Source organism: Buttiauxella sp. B2 (assembly GCF_006376615.1).
GTDB lineage: Bacteria > Pseudomonadota > Gammaproteobacteria > Enterobacterales > Enterobacteriaceae > Buttiauxella.
In genome coordinates this window covers 1-19,717 of the sequence record NZ_VEXQ01000024.1, presented here as the reverse complement: position 1 = coordinate 19,717, position 19,717 = coordinate 1, and the positions used below count along the sequence as shown (strand labels likewise).

The window sequence follows — 19,717 nt, the reverse complement described above, 5'->3', positions numbered from 1 at the left end:
TTATATGGCAACTGAAATTAAATCTGCAAAGCCAAAAATTATAACACCTTTAACAATTATCACTTTTGATAACAAACGTTTTGTTGTTGGGCTAAAATGGCAAAACGTTAAAACGCTTGGTTACATGAAAGAAATCAAGCGTATTGGCAAAGAAAAGCATCTTGATATTGTCGCAATCAGGAAAAGCAGTGTTACCCAGGCGGGATTTGCTGAAAAGACGGGGCAGCGTTTGCGGGGGGCGTATTCGCTTTCCGTTACGTTATCTTCTCTGATTAGCGGAGCTTGGATTGGGGTTTTTCCGGTAGATGATACTAATGAGGACTCCGATTATATTCTTATCGCTGTCACTGAACGTGGTGCTATTTTCCCGCTCTCAGATGTTGTTATTCCGAAAAGTGAAGTAAAGCAAGCTGTCATTGATGTTAAATCAGATTTAAAAGGGGCTAAAGATAATCAGGATATTCCTGTTTATGGTGATTCTGATGTGTTTATGTTCGTCACTAAAGATTTAAAGCTAAAAGATATTCTGATTAGCAAAAATCTCAAAAAGGCGTACAAGCTTGTTCCTTTAACATGGGGAATGACAAAAACACAAATTTCATTGTTAGTGTCATTTCTTGTTTTCACGTTGTTTGGGGTGATTGCTTACAATATCTGGCAAAGCCACCTTGAGACAAAGCGATTGCAGGAACAGGCGATTGCACAGGCTGCACTTCAAGCCTTAAATAAAGAAGCTCGTTATAAAACTGCACAAGAAGCGTTAATTCATCCGTGGATAAAGCAAGCTTCTGTTGAAGATTTTATTGCTGGATGCAGGACAGGGTACAAGCGACTTCCTCTATCTCTGGGGGGATGGATTCCTGTTACGGTTGATTGTTCTGTCGATAGCATCAATGCCTTGTTTGCTCGCCCCCCGGACTCCGGGTTGAGTGTAGGCGAATTTTATGCGGCGGTTATCAAGAAACTTGGTGTTGAACCTACATTAAATATCAGTCAATCCTCCGCAGGGTCGGTGACATTAAAAATACCCCGCAAGCCTAACGGTGATGAGTCAGTTTTGGGAATGAATGAGCAAATTAATAAACTAGTAAGTATATTACAGTCTCAGAACATTAATTTTTCACTGACTCAGGTTGCAGATAAAGAACAAGAGAAAAATGAATTTGGTGAGGATATTCCACTTCCAGATTGGCGTGAAATGACTTTTTCATTTGAATCAGATATTTCTCCATTTCTTATATTTAATAACAAAGATCTTTCAGGAGTACGCTTGAGCAATATCTCTATGGATATTAATAGCGAGTTTTCAGTCGCCAAATATAAAACGTCAGGAGTGATTTATGGGACGCGCTAACGTGTTGTGCGGAGTTCTCTTCTCTGTTCTGGTATCTAATGTATTGGCTGATGAATTAAAAACAGTTTATGACCTTGATGTATTGCAAAGTCAAACGACATATTACAAGGCGGTAGCAGCAAGAGATAAAGCACTCGAAGAAGTCAAGAATCCTACATCCTCGAGCGATTCACAGACACACGCACAAACGCCACCACAAGCGTTTCAGCAGGGGGGGAATACCGCATCTACACCTTCCCAGGGGGTTTCTTTACCTGTGGTTTCAAAAATCATAGGCGGAGGGAACAAAATAGCGGCAACACTATCATTCTCCGATGGTTCTATGTCGATTAAGCGCAGTGGCGAAATGCTGCCAGGTGGCTATCAGATAACGGGAATCTCAATAAATGGTGTCACCGTTAAAAATATTTCAACCGGAAAAACTCAAGTATTAAGTGAGGGGGGGCGATGAGCGACATAGTTCTGGATTTAGAAAAATGCACGATAAGAGATATTAAATCTGTTATCGGGAATAATAGCCTTTCAGGTATTGAAGAGTCTGTGTGTTTAATGGAGCGAATGGATGGAGGTTATTGGCTTCTAGTTGCAGATACAATTTCTACTGACGCAAATTATTATGATTTTTTACGAGTGCTTAAAGATCGTAATGTAAGATTCGAGAAGCAATTTTTGCCGAAAAAAGAAATTATTGAATGGTTGCGAAAGAAAAAAGACACGGTAGACGCAAGTAATAATGACATGTCATTGTTACAGAAAAAAATCAGGGAGCTTTTTGAAAAAGCGGCTGATATGAACGCCTCAGATATTCATTTGCGTATCTACCAAAAGTATTATGAAATCTCATTTCGTGTGGATGGAAAATTACGGCGACAACATAATCTAAATTTTGATGCTGAAACAAATGGTCAAATGATTGTTAATGCTCTTTATAACTCTATGTGCGAAGGGCATAGCGCAACATCTGTGACATTTACAGAACCGATGGATGCGCGGGTACGCGAAGAGTTTGTGCATCAATTTGGTTTGAGCGGGGGGCGATTCTCCAGCCGCCCTGGTGGAAACAATGAATTGTTGGTTGTTGTGCGTCTGATTAAGCGCCGTGATGAAGCCTTAACGTTGTCTGACTTAGGCATGACACAGAACGAGCAGGAAGCCATAGAACGGATTATAAATCGTCCTAGTGGCGTGACTTTCTTTTCCGGCCCAACTGGTCACGGTAAAAGTACGCTGGCGCAGTGTATTGCTGAAATGGTTATAGCCAATGACTCCGGCCTTAACATGATTACAGTTGAAGATCCGATTGAGTCGATTATGAAAGGGCCATTTCAGACACAATTAACGATTACTGACCGCAGTGACCGTGTAGAGTTGTCTCGAGCATGGGGTAAAGCTATTTCAAGCCTTCTCCGTCTTGATCCTGACTGGATTTATCAAGGTGAAGCGCGTGATCAAACATCGGCTATGGGTGTAACTGAAGCCGCTCAGACAGGCCACAATGTGATGACAACCATCCATACAGCTTTTCCAATTGATATTATGTCTCGCTTGAAAAACTTTGGTGTGGATGATGATTTACTCACAGATGCCTCACTAATCACTTGCCTGATAGGATTGAGGTTGGTTCCTTTGTTGTGTCCAGAGTGCAAGGTGCCTTATAGGGATAAGCGTGAAAAGGTGCCAGTAGGGTTTCAGAAAGTGATTGATACCTGGTGTGATACAGAATCTGTTTATATGGAGGATGAATCTGGCTGTAAGCATTGCAATTACACTGGCATTAAAGGACGTACAGGCATTTTTGAAATTATAGAAACAGATGCCACTTTTATGAATGAATACCATCAGAATGGCAAAATGAGCGCATACAGCTATTGGTATAAAAAAGGTGGCCTGACACTTTGCGATAACATGACAAGATTAATTAATGATGGGCGAATAGATCCCATAACTGCACATAAAAATACCTGCAATCTTGATAGGGATTCACAAATGTTTACCCCCGAAACATTTGATTTCGTCAGAAAGAATAGACAGGCTTTATAGCGGAGTGTGGTGTGAATAAATTTCAACGGTTTGTCTACCGCAATACCTTTAATACTAATGATCGCTCAGAGTTGTATGATAATTTTAGGCAATACCTTCTTGACGGTCTGGATATTGAAACAACTCTTAAAAAGCTTATTCTTAACTACACACGCCGAGGTAAAAAGCCAAACGATCCTATCGCACTAATTCTTGAGGAATGTTCACATAACATTGCAGAGGGAATGTCTTTAAGTCAGTCTCTTGCTTACTGGATTCCCGAACAAGAGCTAACTGTAATTGAAGCTAACGCAGTGGTGAATAAAGCACAGGAAGGATTTTTAAGGGCAATAACAATCGCAGAGGGTACTGGAAGAATATACGCAGCCATTAAATCAGCAGTTCTAAATGCTTTTTTTACCTTCTCAATGGCAATGTCTTTGCTTTCGATTGTGTGCATTATGATAATCCCAATTCTACTCCAAATTATTCCGCTGGAAAAATGGGAGTTCAGCCAGAAGGTAATTTATTACCTGTACGTTATTATTACAGGGTATAGTTATATAATCGTTATTTTTCTTGCGGGAGGAAGTTATTTAATTTATTGGTCATTCTCAAGGTGGACAGGAAACCTAAGATTTCACTTTGATAAATATCCTCCTTGGTCATTATATAAAAACATGTATGGTGCGACATTCATCCTCAGCATGAACGCTATGCTTAGTTCAGGTATTAACCTTGAAGCGGCATTAAACCGGATTAAAGAGTCGTCTAATTCTGACTGGTTTATAGAGCGCATCAATGCCACGATAAATGGTTTGAGTGAGGGGCAGGATAATCTTGGTACGGCTTTGGATGTATCGGGTTATGAGTTTCCGAGCGAGGAAGCGATTATAAAAATGCAAAGCTTATTTGAAACGCGAAACAAAGAGGGGTCGCTTGAACGATTTGGTCATAAATGGCTTGAAAAAACAATTTCAAATATTGAAACAATTGGAGGGCGGTTAAAATATTTCTCAATGTTTTTCCTTGCATTTTCAATTTGTGCAATAGTAATTATTTTGTCTGGGCTTATTCAAAAAGCCTTCTTTAATATGTAATTAACTGTATAAAAAGGACGTATTTGATGAAATCTTTAAAGAAAGGTATTTCTAATATTTTTGATTCCGGTGTTTCTGTTGCTATTACCCTTGTATTATTGGGTCTTGCTCTGGGGGCTGGATGGGTGCTGTTCAATAAGGTGTATGGTGCAACGGAAGTATCATTAGTCTCCACCATCATCAGTGAAACAAAACAGCTACGAGCAGCTAATGGCTACGGTACATCGGACTATGTACCTGCTTTGATTAAAGGGGGATCAATTTCCACTACAACAACAATCAGTGGCAACCAAATTTATAACAAATCTGGTGGTGTTGTGACGGTTACAGGTAGTGGAGTTGGCTTTATTGTTGCAGAAACACTTTTGTCAGACAAAGACTGTATTAAGCTTGCCACTCAGTTTGGAACTACAGATATGGCTTCAACAACAATTAACGGCACAGCCTTTACCACCGCAGTTGATGCGGTCACTGCAACGGGTGCTTGTTCCGGTTCAGATAAAAATAGCATTTCGTTTAAAACCAAATCATAGCAGGGTACTCAATGCCATCAGAATCAAGATTACGCGATTCTGGATTTGTAGATATTTATCTTGGATATGACAGAGCACAAAAGGAATATTTCGAGATAAAAGGTCTTAAAGGGGCAAGCGCACAGCTTGCCCCGGCTCCAGAAGAATTACGTTTTGATATTAGTCAACTCCGCGATCAGGCCTTACACTTTTATGAAGAAACAAAGAGAACGGAGTTTTCGCTAACTTATGACGAGCGTCTTTATCGTATAACGATTACGTTCAATATAGCGGGGTTGCCTACTTTTGTATTTCGTCAGACTTCTTCAAAAATTCTTACTCTATCTGACATTGGTCTTACTTCTGATCTGAATAAGGGATTAAAGGACAAAAAGAAATCTGGCCTTATTTTAGTGTCTGGGGGGATGGGTTCAGGCAAAACCACCACGGCAGCAGCTATTCTAAGCGATAGAATAGCGCTAACAGGGGAATTAAGCGTTGCCATTGAAGATCCTATTGAAACCCTACTCGAAGGTCAGCATGGATCAGGGCGTTGCATACAACTTGAAGTAACAGAAAATGATGGCTATCCATCTGCGACAAAAAAAGCATTCAGAATGGGTGCTACGAGTTTTTTGTTAGGTGAAATAAGAGACAGCATTACAGCAAATGAGGTGTTAAAAGCATCACTAAGTATGTTTGTCGTTTCAACCATTCATGGAGCAACGGCAATAGATGCTCTTGAACGTTATTGTATGCTGTGTGAAGAAATTAATCCAAACGCAAAGGCTATTATTTCCAAATCTGTTTTTATGATCACCTATCAGACGTTAAGCCCTGTATTTAAAGATGAGTATCTCAGAGGGCATAATGTAGAGCTTTCAGGATTCAATATTTTAGACTCATCAAACAAAGATACCATTCAGGCAAAAATAGCAGGTGGGGATTTTAAATCCCTTACTGACCAGCTTGGCTCTATGAAATACAGGTTTCAGGATTGATATAAGGGGCGATTATGAAAATCCTTAAAAAAGGTATTGCACAGGTAGGTGATTCGTTAATTGCTGTTGCTGTTGCAGCGATTGTTGGGGGAGCATTAACCATCCCATCTGCTATGTATTTCAGTAACCAGAATGATTATATGTTAGCAGCGCGTCACGCTAAACTGGTTGAAACAGCAGTCAATAAATATATCTCAGATCAGTATGCAACCATTGCAGCAACAGCGACGGCGACTACGCCGTTTACGTTGACTGTGCCAATGCTTGTCAGCGCTGGTTATCTACCTGTTGGTTTTTCAGATACAAATCTATATTCAAACTCCTATAAAACTCTGATTTATGAACCATCGGCATTAAAATTTCATACCATGACATTTCTTTATGGTGGTAGTACTCCGAGTCTAAGTGCTGCCAGAAATATAGCTTCCAGAATTGGTGGTACAGGAGGCTATATTGAAGGAGGCCAGGCAAAAGGGGCTATGTCGGCATGGGTAGAAAACTTATCTGTTTTCGGCGGTTATAATCCGGGGGATGGAAACATTGTAGTAAGTGGTTTTTATGCAGACGGCGCGATAGTGAATGATTTTCTTTATCGTAATTCTGTACCTGGGCATCCTGAATTAAATGCTATGACAACAGCCCTGAGTTTGGGCGGGAATGACATCAATTCGGCAAAGAACATTTCAGCATCAAGCACTGTAGCAGGTGCGACGGTTAACGCCTCTTCTAGCGTAAATACAGCAACGGTTAATGCTTCTGGTTCTGTCAATGCACAGGACGTGGATACTAGAGGCGAAACATATACAGGGGGTTGGTTCAGGACGCGTGGGGACACTGGCTGGTACAGCCAAAAATGGGGCGGTGGCTGGAATATGACGGATAGCACCTGGATTCGTGCATATGGCGGTAAAAATGTCTATACACCAGGTGTGTTACAGGGTGACGCTGGCATTAACACCAGTGGTGATATGAACTCAAATCGGGTTTTGTCAAACTATGTTCATTCAAATGGCAACATTGATGCAGCCGGAGATATGAATTCAAATCGTGTTTACTCCAACTATGTGCAATCTAATGGTCGTCTTACTACGGGGGAGTTTTTACAAATTAATGGTAGGGCGGGCCTTGGTGCATGGTGCCAATCAAATGGGTTGATAGGTCAGGATGGTTCAGGGGCTTTACTTTCTTGTATTAATAATGTCTGGAGTAAGCCGACCAGTGGTACACCTGGTTACTATTGCCGATATACGTCAATGAGCGAAAATAAATCATGGGATTATATTGGTAATACACCGGTAAATGATAATCGGTGCCCAGTAATTTACCCAGGGCAACAACAAGGGCAATGTTCTTGCTTCAAATTATTATTAAATTACTGACCATCTGATTTTATATGTTTCGGGGTGCTGGCATTAGCCAGGTGCCCGGATGTATGATTCATAGTCAATGATTTATATGAGTGTAAATGAATTGTATGCGCAAATGGCGAGATTGATAACATGAATATGATATACATATTTGTTTTCGGCCTTTTTTTTGGTGCGGCGTATTTAACCTTTGAAAGTAAATCCATTGATGAAAATGTGAATACCGACATAAATGTTAATGTCACCGCTACGACATTTGTTATTTATAAAGAACTACTGCAAAAATATGTCGCCAGCAACCCTGGTTACACAGGTGTAGTTACCGGGCAAATAACACTTCCTCCGTGGTTGTCACCACGTAATGACATACAACTGTATGCTGTTAATGGTAAAGGATATGTCTATACCACGTTGAAGCCCGGATTGATGAAAGAACTCATGGAAATGACAAAGTCCTCTTCTTCTATCGGGGTAACAAATGCAACATCTATTAATACAGCCAGTGGTACGGTCAGTAAACCTGGTTATATACCAGCTAACTACGTGGTTTACATCCTATGACTCCAATTATAATTACCATTGTTGTATCAATTATGGGGGCAATATATGTAATATTGCCCCTTCTCTATAGTAATGCCAGAAACTCTGTAATTGAGCAAATTACGGCACTTGAAAGTAATGAAATTCTTCAACCACAGCCACTGGCGTGTCTTGTCTGGATGGTTTTGGTTATCGCGTTCTGGCTTTCAGGTACACATAGTCTTGTATTGTGTGGTTTTGTGCTCATTTTGGCGGTAGCAGCTTACATTGATAAAGTCTGCGAGTGGGTGCCTGATTGGGTTATCTACGGGGCGTTGTGGTATAGCGTTGCTTTTCATCATACTAATGTTAATCAGTCCCTGATTAGCTCAGGGCTGATTCTGGTCTTTCCTTTATTACTGAATTTTGTCGAATGGCTAAGAAATAAAAAATATCTTATTGCCAGTGGCGATATTTACTTGTTGCCATCTATTGGTTGGTGGGTTCAGCCTGAGTATGCTTTTGCATTATGTGGTGTTGCCTATTTGCTTGCATGTGTGGTCGGTAAAGTGTTTAAAACAGTCACCGTTCCTTTTATCCCTTTCCTGTCCCTGATATTTATTGCCTATAAAACTTTCGAAGGGGTAATGCCTTATGCGTTTTCATAAAACGGTAATGTTGAAACTCTTGTTGATCCCTATCTTGATGACTATCACAAGCGTGGCTTTCGCTAATACTACTGCAAATCCATATCGGGAGTGTTTTGTTCAGGCTGCGTCCCGGTATCAGATAGATCACCGATTGTTAATTGCTATAGCGGAAGTAGAAAGTTCTATGGTTCCTAGCGCAATAGGGCAAAACAAGAAAAACGGGAAGGTGATTAGTGAAGATGTTGGTCTAATGCAAATTAACTCTTCATGGTTCCCTAAGTTAGCAAGTATGGGGATTACTCGTAAAGACTTGCTTGAAACCCCCTGTCAGAACATTTTTGTTGGTGCTTGGATTTTGGCTAGTAACATCTCTGCAAATGGAGTTAATTGGGAATCAGTTGGAGCATATAATGCCGGATTTAAAAATGCGAATGCACCATTTAGAATGAAATACGCTAAAAAAGTGTATGCCAGGTATCTGGTTCTTACCGGATATTAAGATAAGGAAGGAAATGACATGAATAATATAAGTTTTTTTAAAAAACTTAAAGTTAGGTGTTTTCTATTGGTTATCACTGTGTTTTCTATTGGATGGATTGCATGTATAGGATATCTAAATTTTGCCTATCATTATAATTTCATTGATTCACAGCGTAGCGATATTAAATATTTGGTCAGTACATTGCATATGAGAGAATGTCAGAGTGAAAATAATTATAACCTTTTCTCTGACAAGTGGCACCATGCCGATGGTGACACGTTTTACAATGAATCATTCACCTGCCTTGAAAGTAAATCGAGAAATTTAGGTTCGTACTTAATTTTAATGGCAACAGGGTATGAACAAATGGTTTGTTTACAAAAAGCAGATAGAAATGATAGCAAAGAAGAACGTGAGAAATGTATTGATAGATTTAATGAAAATATTGATAACGTGAAGAGGGAGTTAAGTACAGATGTTTTATATAAGGTGCGTGAATAAATATATAAGACAGTTTGTTAACTTTTACTTAGATGCAGGGGTTTTTTCTGTTGATTACAATGGGGGGTAATCGCATGGCTTATAATGAATTAGCAGTACTTGATTTAAGTTTGAATGAACTCAATGCTAATAAACGTGGTTACACTGAGCGTGAATATGAATGTTTCATCAAAATTAACGAGGTAGCTCGTCAACTTGCCGCAAGGGAGTGTTACGACTACCCCGAAAGGTTTGATTTTCGTAGAGGCGTTTATATAGAAAAATATAATAATAGTGGGGAATATTGGGCTATAAATGCCGATGAAGAACGTTGGTTTGGGCAAGCTTGCAACGTTATTGAATTGCTTTATAAATCAAGTGGTGATTTTGTTGATTCTATTCCTATTGAAACCCCAAATGTATATTTTTCTTGTAATGAAATGAAAAAGGCACATAAAGAGTGTTTGAAATACAGAAAAGATCTTACCGCTCACCACTACTATCGAGGGCTTTATACTAATAGTATGGATTCGATGCTAAGAGATTTAACTCTTTATGGTCTTTTGTCAGAAAACACAATTAGTGTGATAAGCAATAATCTCATTGAAAGTTCCGCAGTTAAAATAATTTAAATTAACTTAGTTACAAATTACATAAGGACTGAACTTATGCGTCTTTTTATTGCAGAAAAACCATCATTAGCAAAAGCAATTTTTGAAGGTCTGGGTGGAAATCCTGATACCGAAAAAAAAGGAGGTTATTTTAAACGTGGTGATGATGTAGTGACGTGGTGTGTGGGACATATGTTGGAGCTTTATGATCCACAGGATTATGATGAAAAATACAGCAAATGGAATTTTAGTGATTTAGCCATTAAAACAGTTTATCCCCCTTCTTTAAAAATTAAGCCACAAACTGCTGCACAAACAAACATTATTTTGTCTCTAATTAAGGATGCCTCAAGCATCGTTAATGCTGGCGATCCAGATGAAGAGGGGTGCTTACTGGTTGATGAAATTCTTGATTATGCCCGTAACACGAAGCAGGTTGAACGCCTTCTAATTGTTGATTTAAACCTGGCACCAGTACAAAAGGCTCTAGCGAATATGCAGCCTAACAGCAAGTTTCGCGGAATGTCTAACAGCGCCCTAGCGCGGTCATTAGCCGATCAGAGCTTTGGCTATAATCTGACTAGGGGGTTTACATTAAAAGGTCGTGAAAAAGGGTATGACGGGGTTCTTAACGTGGGGCGTGTACAGAGTGCCACGTTGGGTCTGATAAACTCCAGAACGCTTGCGAATCAAAATCACACTATAAGTTATTTCTATGATGTTTATAGCGGTATCGCCTTGAATGGTCATACCATTAAAGCTAAATATCAGGTTGTTGAGAGTGACCAGGTTGATGATAAAAAACGCCTGATTTCAGAAGCGCAGGCGCGACATATCGCTGAACGGATCAAAGATAAAAAAGCGATGGTGACGATTGCCACTACAAAACCTGAAAGCGTAGCACCGCCGTTACCACTCGATCTTGGCACACTTCAAATTATTTGTGCAAAAAAGTATGGCTATAGTGCTCAAGATACGTCGGACATACTCCAGAGCCTTTATGAAACGCATAAGCTTGTGAGCTATCCTCGCACAAACTGCTGTTATTTATCCGATGAACATTACTATCAGGCGTCTGATATTGCAGCGGCTGTTAGTCTCACGATGCCGGAGCTATCTGGCATCGTGGCAGGGATGCATAAAGAACAGAAGCACAAAGCGTTCAATACCAAAAAAATGGAAGGTGAAGCGCACCATGCTATCGTACCATCCTTAAAAAACGGTGCCGATATTCGTCTTAGTCAAAAGGAAAGGCATGTTTATAACCTGGTTGCTATCCATTTTCTTGGACTGTTTTATCCAGATTCCGTAAGGAACAAAACCAAAGTTCACTTTGATATTAATGGAGATACATTTACATCTACACAGAGTGTTTTGGTTAATAAAGGCTGGGAAATTCTGGGTAAAAACCTGGGTAAAGAGGATGATGAGGAAGAAGCCGAAACAACGGAAATCACTGGCCTCGATCTGTTCAGCTTGAAGTTTAACGATACGGGTAGATGCGAGTCGTCAGAAATTGATAAAAAACCGACAAAACCACCAAAATATTTTACGGCATCCACGCTGATAGCAGCGATGAAAAATGCTGGTAAATTTATTAAAGATCCTGTGTTACGAAAAGCCCTGGAAGAAAAAGAAGGAGGGGGAACCCTCGGAACTGAGGCCACTCGCGCGGGGATTCTTGAAAAGCTGGCGGGGAATACGGGTCTTATCTGTATCGAGAAAATTAAAGGTTATTCAGAGCCTGTCTGGAAAACGACGAAGCAGGGGCAGGAATTGTGCGAGACGTTGCCGGATGAAATCACGCAACCGGATATCTCAGCGCGATGGGCTGAACAACAAGCCCTTATCAGGTCTGGTAAGCTGACGATAAATGATTTTATTCATGTGACTGATGACTATATCTGCGGCCTAATTGCTGATCTGGATAAGCATGGGATCAATATCTCAGCCAATATTGCACTGTGTCCCGATTGTGGAAAACCGTTGCGCAAGGTAAATGGAGCCAATGGTGAATTTTGGGCATGTACCGGATTCCGGTCTGATCCGCAATGCAAGAAAACGCTGCCAGATTATAAGGGCCAACCTGATTTTGACGGGAAAGGCAAAGCGGCTGCGGAGTCTAAAAAAGCGCGGGAAGAAAAAGCCACCACTTGCCCAAAATGTAAAAAGAAATTAAAACGCATCAAAAGTAAAAAGAATGAGGGTGAATTTTATTGGGCATGTGAAGGGGTGTTTGACCAATCCTGCAAAAGTTTTTTCCCGGATGTGAAAGGAAAACCAGAACTAAAGCCTAAAACCATATCTAAGAATAAGGACTAAGATTCTACCCATTACCGTTTTCTATTGTGGTAATGGGTGTTTTTGTCGCAGGGGTTGTAAACGTACCATTCAGTCTATAAATAAGTGGCAACATAGGTGATCTGCTGTCATTGGTTAAAACTGCTATATTAATAGCATTCTTCTAGTGAACTGGTGGCACCCAGCATTGCCCGTATAAAATCACTGATTAAATAAATCAGATTAATCGGAATTGCATGTAAACAAGGGGTTATTTTAATGAGTAGTGATGAACGTTTTGGTGCGGTAACGTCTGTATTGTCTAACATCCGGTCTTTACGTGTTTATGCTCGTGAAGTTAGTTATGAGTTTTTGCAAGAGGCTAGTGAGAAACTCCAGGCGGTTATCGCTGAAAGACAAGATGAGTACCTGGCTGAACAACGCCAAAAGCAAGAGGAACAAGAAAAACTCGAGAAAGTGAAAAAGTACATGGAGTCAATCGGGCTTGATCCTGCATTACTGAGTTTACAGCCAGAAAACCCAGAGGCAAAAAAAACAGGTAAGAAACCGGCTTCTGAGGTGAAACCTAAGTACCGTCTGACGGATAAAGATGGGGTTGTTCATGAATGGTCTGGACGGGGTAGAATAAAATCAGCATTTAAAGAAGCTTTCGAGAACGGCCACACGAAAGAAGAGTTCCTGATTAAATCATCTGACGAATAATTTCCTTCAATATCTGAACTACCTGATTTTTGGTAGTTCAGATATGCAATTACCAATTTAACGTAAAAATCACCCATCCACTGATGCTTTTTTTTTCAGAATGGGCAGGTGCATTGGCATGTCTGCATGAGGAATGTTTGTACTCAGGTATACGTTGAATAATCCGTTTTTTTATTTATATATTGTATTGTACAATACAATTAACAGAGATTAACACGGACACTAGCCATGACTAAACCCGCTATTCAGGCATATGCCGAACTGCAACAGGCTTATGACTATTTCAATACAACCCTCTTCGAGAATGCTTTACCGGATTTGTTGCTCACACTACAGCGCGGTAAAAGGACGTTTGGGTATTTTGCACCGGAGCGTTTTACCGGGCAGTCGAATATATCTGAACTTGCAATGAACCCAGATTACTTTGGTGGTCGTTCGCTGGCAGATACACTTTCTACCCTAGTGCATGAACAATGCCATGTTTGGAGGCATTACATCCCCATTAAAAACTGCCGTGGTGGATATCATGATCGTGTCTGGGGGAAGAAAATGGAGGAAATTGGTTTAATGCCCTCGAATACTGGAATGCCTGGAGGTAAAAAAACAGGCCAACAAATGACGCATTACATTATCCGGGGTGGGCATTTTCAAACGGCAGTTTATGACCTGCTAAAAAATGGATTTTCAATATCCTGGTATGATAAGTGGTCAACAGGGCTGGCACCTTCGGCTAAAACTAACAGTGATATTCTTGATGATTGGTTAAAGGTAACTGACGGAAATGATATGGTGTTGATTCAAAAACTGACTAAAACCGTCAACCAGGGCGCTATCGTTCCTGATGATAACGACGATGGTTCGGATCAGGTTATTGATTTTCTTCCCCCGATAAAAGGAACGGGAACCCGTACTAAATTTAGTTGCCCGGACTGTGGGCTTAATGCGTGGGCTAAACCTACAGCGCATCTTAAATGTGGTGACTGCGAGTGTTGTTTGGAAGCAGAGGATTAAATATATGGATAACGGTTTATACAGCAATATACAGACCAGAAATACACTTGAGCATCTTAAAGAATGTTTAAGAATTGAAGTTATCAGCCGGGGTGGGAAGAAAAAGTTTTCGTGGTTTAAGGTAATACACAGAGGTTTATTTAGCTCTAGGAAACGATTTTATTTTTGGTGGCGTGTGGCAAACTATCTGAGTGGTTTACCCAGTAATCGTTATCAAAAATGGTCGAGAAAGATCAATGCAAAAATATTTCGAAAATATGGTGCAGATATTAGTACATACGCACATATCGGTGCAGGTATGAAGGTTAATCACTGCGTAGGGATAGTAATCCGCTCAGAATGTATCATTGGGCGCAACATGAATATTAGACAAAATACAACGATTGGACGTAAATCATCAATAGGGGATATAGGAATAATAACAATCGGTGATAATGTTGATATAGGAGCACATAGTTGTATTATTGGTGACATTAAGATTGGTGAAAATGTGACAATAGGAGCCATGACATTTGTCAATAAAGACATACCTGACAATTCCATTGTTTACAATACCGTAACTTCAATTATAAAAGAAAAATAATCATATAACAGATGGTGCATAATGAACATTAATGAATTAGCAGAAATATCATGGTTTCATGGTGGAGATGACATCTTTCAGGAATGGTCATTTCCTCCACCGATGAAAAAAAATCAAAATTATTTGATTCGTCATTCCCCTGTTTTTTTTACTGCTAACAAGGAGTATGCGCTGGGGGCAGGTAAGAGATTAGCGGTATCATCACTAAAAAAAGATGCAAACATTTTAAATACTATTAGTAATTATGCAGCATCTGAAAAATTAAGAGTAATGACATCGAAAATACAGTTAATGGAAAAGTCATTGAATGTGCAACACGACTTTTGGCATCGTGGCTGGCTTTCTGGGGATGTTCTTAGGTATGCATGGACTGATGTAGATCTTGAACATCATTTTCATAAAGAAATCCGGCGAAACTGCGAAGAGTATGATATGTCAAAAGAATATGGGACATATGTTTTTAACCTCAACTTAACACGCAGTTTAATCGAGAGTATTTGTAAGTGTGCTTTTGATATGGGCTATGATGGGTTATTTGGTCATGAAGTAGACAGGCATTCAGTGGAGGGTAAAACATTATCACAACCGATTCTGGCAGTGTTCAGAGAAAATGTGATTTCGTCACCAGTTTGGATAGGCCATAACTCATGTGGGGAATTGATTGGTTGATTGTCCTATAATCTTGTTGGCGAAAAAGGGAAAGAATATGCCTAAATTTAAAAAAGAGATCATTGAGCCAAAAAGTTATGCTGTTAACAATACAACGCTCTTAGCATTTATTGGGCTGTTCTTTTTTGGTTTAACAGGACTCATTTTTATGATTAACGCTGCTGTGAGGCTTTTTGCATCTGTATGGATGTATTCCTTCGAAGGTCTTAGCCTTGGCAGTGCAGGAATGGCTTTTTTCCTTGCTACCGTTTGTTTCGTTGCAGCCGCCCTCTGTCGTAAAGGTTTCCTGTATTGCTTGTCGAAATTGCAACAATACCAGTTACCGAACTAAGGCCGCGCCAGCGGCCTTTTTAATGCCCTTCATTTAATTCCCGCACCCCTGAACATTCTGTCCATAACCAACAACCCATTCTTAACAAAAGACTAGTTTTAAGTTAATATTACCTGACATATTTGACAGGTAGTATGGAAAGGAGCAAACTAGACATATATGACCAGTAGGCGCAAAAAAGTAACGCAGATTCAGGAAATAGCCAACAGCAAGGGATGGACGTTTGAAGAATTGGCTCACCGTTGGGAAGTTTCCCCTCGACAAATGTCACGCATCGCAGCAGCGGCTAAACAGCGTGATATAGATGCAGCTAACGGGCTACCGGGATTACCTAACAAACAGGAGGACTAAATGGCGGGATGGTGGATGGCGAAAGGACAATTAAAGATACTTAGGGAAATGAGCGCCGGGGCTATGCTCAGGATGGACAGTAAGGGGCGATTCTTTCTTGGCTTAAACGTCATTAACTGCACTGTTTCCGCAAAGGCACTGTTAAATAAATCGTATATCGCCGCAAATGGCATATCTCTGAATGGGTTTACTACTATGCATATAACCCCAACCGGGAAGAATGAAATGGGTTACAATCGACATCAAGAAATTTAGGATAATAGGGTAATATTTATAATTAGTAGGATTTTGGTAATTTCTGGATTTTTATTTTTCTGTTCTGCTGTTTTTGATTTAGGCGATTACTTCTCTAGTATTGTGGAATCGGGGTCTATGTGGATGGTGCCAGTCGGGATGGTGGTTTTTGTCTTTAGTACTTCAATTTTAGCTGGAGTTCTAAGCTGTCATGCCGATAAAACTAATTAAGGTTAATTTTTTCACTCAAGGTTAGGTGGGCAATGGAACTGTTTAAAATAGGTATTTTGATAGTAATTTCTGGGTTTGGGGTCAGGTGTTTCTGGACTGCCTGGTACATTCACCCTGGTACTACAGATAAAGCGGGTGATCGCTTTACTGATAAGCAACTCAAAGAGTTTGCGAAAACAGATCCCGCAAAGAGTCTTGTTAGATGGCGGCGTAATATGTTTATAGCTGGAGGGGTAATTAGCGTTGGTGCCATTTGCATGATCGCATACTGGTTATAAGATAACTAGGGTGCATAAAGGATTATTAATATACGTCTGGGGGGTAATCAGTATGTGGATTCTTGAAGTTTTAGGCATTGTTTTACTACTAGGTGGTCTTGCGGTTGGTGCTGCATTTTATGCTGCTATTATAACGGGTTTGGTTTGGATGTTCTTTACAGGAATCGAAATTGTAACAGCTCCTGTTTTATCTTGCCCTAGTGGTTGTTTCACAACAGTATTAGACTCAAAACCAATAGGTTGGATGTTTATAGCAACACCTGTGTTATTTCTTTCATTGTTTATTTTTAATTATATTTTTGTTTCTTTGCGTTCTAAACGAATAATAAAACATATTTAAAAGCTCGCTTGTTTAATGAGTGGCAAATAATATAGCTGTCAGTTAATTCCATAGGTACTAGGATATCCCGGTAATTCTGCCCAGTTCTGCTGGCAGTGCGGGATCTGGTCTGGTATTTTTATGAAATAATTAATAGGAAGGTGATATGTGAAAATTGATAAAGATTTTAATTCCCGGTATTTGAACTTTTTTTGTCAGTCTCCTGTCGTGCGCTTTGTTTTAATGTCCTCTGATATAGAGGAACCAGAAAATTATTGGTATGAGATTAATTGCACTGAGCATGACGATGTACAGGAAAAAATAAGACGTTTTTGTATCAATTACGGTTCGGTGACGGATAACTATGTCTGGGATGGTCAAGAGGCAATACAATGCCGGTTTTCTGTGGATGATTATTTACACCCAGAAATAATAGAAGATGCAAAATCCATTGTTGGTGATGAATTTGATGTTTTTGCTAAACGTGCCATTAATGAAGTCTGGTCTGAAATTCGAATCTATTTTTTGGTCAAAAGTAAATATCTGCTGGCTCCTGATAACATTCCCGGTAAGCCTACGTTCACTGAACTTGATATTAATTTCACTGATGATTTATCCTCGCTCATGCAGTTGTCAACCAGCGATAAACATTTTGTGGGAAACAGTATTCTAAAACAAATATCTAACTCAGTTATCAACAACGATGTTCAACGTCTGTCGCTTGTTTGTTCGGATTTATTATCATCTGGCACCTATTCAACAAAACATCGTCATATTGCCACCTGTATTAACAGAAAATTAAAGAAAGTTTATAATTTAGATACCCTTCTCGATGCGCTTGCGTTTAATGAATTCATGTGGGAATGGGAAAGCCAGTATCTAAAAAAACACTTTAAAGAGCTGACTGGTTGCGGGGTTCGCTATATAGTTTTTAATTTCAATTATGACTATGCGCGTGATTTTTATGAGGAGCTTTTCAAAAAAGAAAGTGAATATCTTGAAGCACAAGGCAGAGCACATGAATCGGTATTTATGAATAAAGCGTGGGATGTGTGGCTTGAAGAGCTATGTTTTGATGCAAAAACCTATGATCGTGAGCATGGACGATTCAATTAAGCCCCTACGGGATTAACTCCTTGACAGAACAGGAAGTTTTATGAAAAATATTAAATCAATATTGCCTATCATTTATATCTGCTCATCTGCCGCTACGTTCTCTGCTATTTCCAGTACACCTGACATTACAACTACTGTTGTTAATCCACAAAGCATCGGGGTGTTTGGGGCTGATTACGGAGTATTTAAATCTATCGATACTGATGCATTGATTAAATCAGTGAAGCTACTGGAGAAAGACGGTTTTAATACAGCAGTGGTGACAAATACACTGGATTTAAATTCATATAAGGGTAGTGTGATTATTTTCAAATCCAGTGCAAATGGCAAGCCGCTTTCTTCTGAGAAAGCACTGGCGGCATTCAAAAAAAACATGCAGGTAGAAAAGTTATCTGCTCAGGATGCAATATTAATAAAAAACACGCCGCTTTCATTGAATGAGGGAGGTACGGTAATAAATCAATCCTACAATATTATTTATGCCGGGAAGTCTGAAACTGCCAGTCAGTATTTTCAGGTTCCACAAGGCGGCCTCGCCCTTACCATTGTTAAAATGGATGACGGCAAACTGCTAGTGATTACCACGAATCCATAGCGTAACTCTGCTGGCTGGCTGTGATCTGGCCTGATATTATCAGGCTATCCCAATGGTTAATCTGGAAATAATAAAATTTACGTCTCCCGTTTATATCCCTTCGACGTTGGACACAAAGGTAATTCTGTCCAGTTCTGCTGGATGCACAAGATCTGACCTGCTAAAATAAGTCAAATGAATAGCCTGATAGGTAATAAGAATGACGGTAACTACATCATTGATATTTTATGTTTTCATGAGTCTTGGGATCGGCGGCACACTAACCATGTTCTTTATGCTTCCGTTAGAAACAACGGGTTTCGGTCTTAAAGGTGGTATTCCTTCAAGGATAAATAATTTCCTGACCGTATTTTCACCAGTCTGTATTGCCATAGCAATGATCGCCTACTGGTTAAGATAAATAGGCCGTGCAAGCGGCCTATTTCACGCCTCTGTTTAATTTCTGACTCTTTATATCAGAGACTCCGCTACCTATTTTTTAATGATCGTATGGGACCAATGACGTTATGACAGGCAACAAAAGAACGTTTACGGGAACGATAAAACAAACAGCGCATGTGATGACCAGCACGTCTGAAGTCATTTTTTTTGGTGTCCTCTTCAACGAAGAAGACGGATGGCTTCGGATAGCTACAAACAATATCACGTTGGCTGAAAGTGTTGCTTTCCTACAGCCGGGTGGCAACGTCCAGCTCACGGTGCAGGGGAGCATTTTGCAGGTAAAAAGCAGCTATCACCGGCTTGTCAGGGTGGACATTATCTGACGTTGGTAGGGGTTCTTTGCCGGAAATTTCGGCGGTTCCGGCATAGAACCCCTGAATATGGAATCAATACGTGAAGCGGTAAAACGTATTGAACAACTAAAAAGCGAAGATTCATATGATGATGTCATGTTTTCTTTG

At 39.9% G+C, this 19,717-nt stretch carries 25 protein-coding genes; all 25 read left to right on the top strand.

What is annotated here, in order from left to right; genetic code table 11:
- The first annotated feature begins 4 nt into the window (after positions 1-4).
- The 25 genes from pilO2 (at position 5) to FH968_RS19725 (ending at position 19,579) form a co-directional block, all read left to right on the top strand.
- Entirely contained in the window at positions 5-1,354 is a 1,350-nt protein-coding gene (gene pilO2 / locus FH968_RS19845) for a type 4b pilus protein PilO2 (protein WP_139882527.1), read from the top strand.
- Entirely contained in the window at positions 1,341-1,805 is a 465-nt protein-coding gene (gene pilP / locus FH968_RS19840) for a type IV pilus biogenesis protein PilP (RefSeq protein WP_139882524.1), read from the top strand. The genes pilO2 and pilP overlap by 14 nt, the downstream gene beginning before the upstream one ends.
- Positions 1,802-3,394 (top strand): GspE/PulE family protein, encoded by a 1,593-nt coding sequence (locus FH968_RS19835; RefSeq protein WP_139882522.1) that lies wholly within the window; start codon positions 1,802-1,804, stop codon positions 3,392-3,394. The genes pilP and FH968_RS19835 overlap by 4 nt, the downstream gene beginning before the upstream one ends.
- Positions 3,395-3,405: 11 nt before the next feature.
- Positions 3,406-4,473, top strand: a complete 1,068-nt coding sequence (locus tag FH968_RS19830) for a type II secretion system F family protein (RefSeq protein WP_139882520.1) — start codon at positions 3,406-3,408, stop codon at positions 4,471-4,473.
- A gap of 26 nt (positions 4,474-4,499) precedes the next feature.
- Positions 4,500-5,006, top strand: coding sequence for a type 4 pilus major pilin (locus tag FH968_RS19825; RefSeq protein ID WP_139882518.1), 507 nt, complete (start codon positions 4,500-4,502; stop codon positions 5,004-5,006).
- 11 nt (positions 5,007-5,017) lie between these two features.
- On the top strand, positions 5,018-5,986 hold the full coding sequence (locus FH968_RS19820; protein WP_139882516.1) for an ATPase, T2SS/T4P/T4SS family: 969 nt from the start codon (positions 5,018-5,020) through the stop codon (positions 5,984-5,986).
- 14 nt (positions 5,987-6,000) lie between these two features.
- Positions 6,001-7,365, top strand: coding sequence for a shufflon system plasmid conjugative transfer pilus tip adhesin PilV (gene pilV / locus FH968_RS19815; protein ID WP_139882514.1), 1,365 nt, complete (start codon positions 6,001-6,003; stop codon positions 7,363-7,365).
- A 120-nt stretch (positions 7,366-7,485) separates the two neighbouring features.
- Entirely contained in the window at positions 7,486-7,914 is a 429-nt protein-coding gene (gene pilM, locus FH968_RS19810) for a type IV pilus biogenesis protein PilM (protein ID WP_139882512.1), read from the top strand.
- The gene (locus FH968_RS19805; RefSeq protein ID WP_139882510.1) at positions 7,911-8,540 is read left to right on the top strand and encodes a prepilin peptidase; all 630 of its coding nucleotides are present in this window, start codon (positions 7,911-7,913) and stop codon (positions 8,538-8,540) included. Before pilM ends, FH968_RS19805 begins: the two co-directional genes overlap by 4 nt.
- Before the next feature lie 37 nt (positions 8,541-8,577).
- A complete protein-coding gene (locus FH968_RS19800; protein WP_370451541.1) occupies positions 8,578-9,021 on the top strand; it encodes a lytic transglycosylase domain-containing protein in 444 nt (147 codons plus the stop codon).
- Positions 9,022-9,039: 18 nt separating this feature from the next.
- The gene (locus tag FH968_RS19795; RefSeq protein ID WP_139882508.1) at positions 9,040-9,504 is read left to right on the top strand and encodes a hypothetical protein; all 465 of its coding nucleotides are present in this window, start codon (positions 9,040-9,042) and stop codon (positions 9,502-9,504) included.
- Positions 9,505-9,578: 74 nt separating this feature from the next.
- Positions 9,579-10,115: a hypothetical protein gene (locus FH968_RS19790; RefSeq protein ID WP_139882506.1), complete on the top strand. Its 537-nt coding sequence runs from the start codon at positions 9,579-9,581 to the stop codon at positions 10,113-10,115.
- Between the two features lie 36 nt (positions 10,116-10,151).
- Positions 10,152-12,416, top strand: a complete 2,265-nt coding sequence (gene topB / locus FH968_RS19785; protein ID WP_139882504.1) for a DNA topoisomerase III — start codon at positions 10,152-10,154, stop codon at positions 12,414-12,416.
- 237 nt (positions 12,417-12,653) lie between these two features.
- The gene (locus FH968_RS19780) at positions 12,654-13,097 is read left to right on the top strand and encodes an H-NS family nucleoid-associated regulatory protein (protein ID WP_139882502.1); all 444 of its coding nucleotides are present in this window, start codon (positions 12,654-12,656) and stop codon (positions 13,095-13,097) included.
- A gap of 228 nt (positions 13,098-13,325) precedes the next feature.
- The gene (locus FH968_RS19775; RefSeq protein ID WP_139882500.1) at positions 13,326-14,108 is read left to right on the top strand and encodes a SprT-like domain-containing protein; all 783 of its coding nucleotides are present in this window, start codon (positions 13,326-13,328) and stop codon (positions 14,106-14,108) included.
- Positions 14,109-14,112: 4 nt separating this feature from the next.
- Positions 14,113-14,691 (top strand): serine acetyltransferase, encoded by a 579-nt coding sequence (locus FH968_RS19770; protein ID WP_139882497.1) that lies wholly within the window; start codon positions 14,113-14,115, stop codon positions 14,689-14,691.
- Between the two features lie 21 nt (positions 14,692-14,712).
- A complete protein-coding gene (locus FH968_RS19765) occupies positions 14,713-15,360 on the top strand; it encodes a hypothetical protein (RefSeq protein WP_139882495.1) in 648 nt (215 codons plus the stop codon).
- Between the two features lie 37 nt (positions 15,361-15,397).
- Positions 15,398-15,691, top strand: coding sequence for a hypothetical protein (locus FH968_RS19760; protein WP_139882493.1), 294 nt, complete (start codon positions 15,398-15,400; stop codon positions 15,689-15,691).
- 159 nt (positions 15,692-15,850) lie between these two features.
- Positions 15,851-16,042 carry a hypothetical protein gene (locus FH968_RS19755; RefSeq protein ID WP_139882491.1) on the top strand — a complete coding sequence of 64 codons (192 nt, stop codon included), beginning with the start codon at positions 15,851-15,853 and terminating at the stop codon, positions 16,040-16,042.
- Complete coding sequence (locus tag FH968_RS19750) at positions 16,043-16,297, top strand: hypothetical protein (RefSeq protein WP_139882489.1); 255 nt, start codon at positions 16,043-16,045, stop codon at positions 16,295-16,297. It abuts the gene before it with no gap.
- A 242-nt stretch (positions 16,298-16,539) separates the two neighbouring features.
- Complete coding sequence (locus FH968_RS19745; protein ID WP_139882487.1) at positions 16,540-16,785, top strand: hypothetical protein; 246 nt, start codon at positions 16,540-16,542, stop codon at positions 16,783-16,785.
- A 52-nt stretch (positions 16,786-16,837) separates the two neighbouring features.
- Positions 16,838-17,125 (top strand): hypothetical protein, encoded by a 288-nt coding sequence (locus tag FH968_RS19740; RefSeq protein WP_139882485.1) that lies wholly within the window; start codon positions 16,838-16,840, stop codon positions 17,123-17,125.
- A 147-nt stretch (positions 17,126-17,272) separates the two neighbouring features.
- A complete protein-coding gene (locus tag FH968_RS19735; RefSeq protein ID WP_139882483.1) occupies positions 17,273-18,220 on the top strand; it encodes a hypothetical protein in 948 nt (315 codons plus the stop codon).
- A 40-nt stretch (positions 18,221-18,260) separates the two neighbouring features.
- Positions 18,261-18,815 carry a hypothetical protein gene (locus tag FH968_RS19730; protein ID WP_139882481.1) on the top strand — a complete coding sequence of 185 codons (555 nt, stop codon included), beginning with the start codon at positions 18,261-18,263 and terminating at the stop codon, positions 18,813-18,815.
- Between the two features lie 506 nt (positions 18,816-19,321).
- Positions 19,322-19,579 carry a hypothetical protein gene (locus FH968_RS19725; RefSeq protein WP_139882479.1) on the top strand — a complete coding sequence of 86 codons (258 nt, stop codon included), beginning with the start codon at positions 19,322-19,324 and terminating at the stop codon, positions 19,577-19,579.
- Positions 19,580-19,717 lie beyond the last annotated feature (138 nt).

Excerpts from the sequence above, each read along its gene's own strand:
- pilO2 (WP_139882527.1), top strand. The coding sequence starts at position 5 with ATGGCAACTGAAATTAAATCTGCAAAGCCAAAAATTATAACACCTTTA.
- pilP (WP_139882524.1), top strand. The coding sequence starts at position 1,341 with ATGGGACGCGCTAACGTGTTGTGCGGAGTTCTCTTCTCTGTTCTGGTA.
- FH968_RS19835 (WP_139882522.1), top strand. The coding sequence starts at position 1,802 with ATGAGCGACATAGTTCTGGATTTAGAAAAATGCACGATAAGAGATATT.
- FH968_RS19825 (WP_139882518.1), top strand. The coding sequence starts at position 4,500 with ATGAAATCTTTAAAGAAAGGTATTTCTAATATTTTTGATTCCGGTGTT.
- FH968_RS19820 (WP_139882516.1), top strand. The coding sequence starts at position 5,018 with ATGCCATCAGAATCAAGATTACGCGATTCTGGATTTGTAGATATTTAT.
- pilV (WP_139882514.1), top strand. The coding sequence starts at position 6,001 with ATGAAAATCCTTAAAAAAGGTATTGCACAGGTAGGTGATTCGTTAATT.
- pilM (WP_139882512.1), top strand. The coding sequence starts at position 7,486 with ATGAATATGATATACATATTTGTTTTCGGCCTTTTTTTTGGTGCGGCG.
- FH968_RS19805 (WP_139882510.1), top strand. The coding sequence starts at position 7,911 with ATGACTCCAATTATAATTACCATTGTTGTATCAATTATGGGGGCAATA.
- FH968_RS19800 (WP_370451541.1), top strand. The coding sequence starts at position 8,578 with ATGACTATCACAAGCGTGGCTTTCGCTAATACTACTGCAAATCCATAT.
- FH968_RS19795 (WP_139882508.1), top strand. The coding sequence starts at position 9,040 with ATGAATAATATAAGTTTTTTTAAAAAACTTAAAGTTAGGTGTTTTCTA.
- FH968_RS19790 (WP_139882506.1), top strand. The coding sequence starts at position 9,579 with ATGGCTTATAATGAATTAGCAGTACTTGATTTAAGTTTGAATGAACTC.
- topB (WP_139882504.1), top strand. The coding sequence starts at position 10,152 with ATGCGTCTTTTTATTGCAGAAAAACCATCATTAGCAAAAGCAATTTTT.
- FH968_RS19780 (WP_139882502.1), top strand. The coding sequence starts at position 12,654 with ATGAGTAGTGATGAACGTTTTGGTGCGGTAACGTCTGTATTGTCTAAC.
- FH968_RS19775 (WP_139882500.1), top strand. The coding sequence starts at position 13,326 with ATGACTAAACCCGCTATTCAGGCATATGCCGAACTGCAACAGGCTTAT.
- FH968_RS19770 (WP_139882497.1), top strand. The coding sequence starts at position 14,113 with ATGGATAACGGTTTATACAGCAATATACAGACCAGAAATACACTTGAG.
- FH968_RS19765 (WP_139882495.1), top strand. The coding sequence starts at position 14,713 with ATGAACATTAATGAATTAGCAGAAATATCATGGTTTCATGGTGGAGAT.
- FH968_RS19760 (WP_139882493.1), top strand. The coding sequence starts at position 15,398 with ATGCCTAAATTTAAAAAAGAGATCATTGAGCCAAAAAGTTATGCTGTT.
- FH968_RS19755 (WP_139882491.1), top strand. The coding sequence starts at position 15,851 with ATGACCAGTAGGCGCAAAAAAGTAACGCAGATTCAGGAAATAGCCAAC.
- FH968_RS19750 (WP_139882489.1), top strand. The coding sequence starts at position 16,043 with ATGGCGGGATGGTGGATGGCGAAAGGACAATTAAAGATACTTAGGGAA.
- FH968_RS19745 (WP_139882487.1), top strand. The coding sequence starts at position 16,540 with ATGGAACTGTTTAAAATAGGTATTTTGATAGTAATTTCTGGGTTTGGG.
- FH968_RS19740 (WP_139882485.1), top strand. The coding sequence starts at position 16,838 with ATGTGGATTCTTGAAGTTTTAGGCATTGTTTTACTACTAGGTGGTCTT.
- FH968_RS19730 (WP_139882481.1), top strand. The coding sequence starts at position 18,261 with ATGAAAAATATTAAATCAATATTGCCTATCATTTATATCTGCTCATCT.
- FH968_RS19725 (WP_139882479.1), top strand. The coding sequence starts at position 19,322 with ATGACAGGCAACAAAAGAACGTTTACGGGAACGATAAAACAAACAGCG.